The sequence below is a fragment of the Nocardiopsis lambiniae genome (assembly GCF_031845465.1).
GTDB classification, from domain to species: Bacteria; Actinomycetota; Actinomycetes; order Streptosporangiales; family Streptosporangiaceae; genus Nocardiopsis; species Nocardiopsis lambiniae.
Genome location: NZ_JAVREP010000056.1, coordinates 1 through 306 on the forward strand (window position 1 = coordinate 1; position 306 = coordinate 306).

Sequence of the window (306 nt, forward strand, 5' to 3'; positions counted from 1 at the left end):
GGCAACCTACTCTCCCACCCCACCACAGGGCAGTACCATCAGCGCAAGGAGACTTAACGACCGGGTTCGGAATGAGACCGGGTGTGACCCTCCCACCATAACCACCACGGAAACCAACACCCACACCACCCAGAACAACCACCCGGGCAACGGGGAAGAATTTCACACAGCAATCAACAATGTGAACATGTATGCGCGAGCACCCAATTATCTGCAGCGGACAAGCCCTCGGCCTATTAGTACCGGTCAGCTCCACCCCTCACAAGGCTTCCACACCCGGCCTATCAACCCCATCGTCTATAGGGG

2 rRNA genes are annotated in these 306 nt (G+C 57.2%); both read right to left on the reverse strand.

Going from position 1 to position 306, the window contains the following annotated elements:
* Positions 1 to 109, reverse strand: a 5S ribosomal RNA gene (rrf, locus tag RM479_RS27510); the annotation flags it as partial.
* Positions 110 to 216: 107 nt separating this feature from the next.
* A 23S ribosomal RNA gene (locus tag RM479_RS27515) occupies positions 217 to 306 on the reverse strand; the annotation flags it as partial.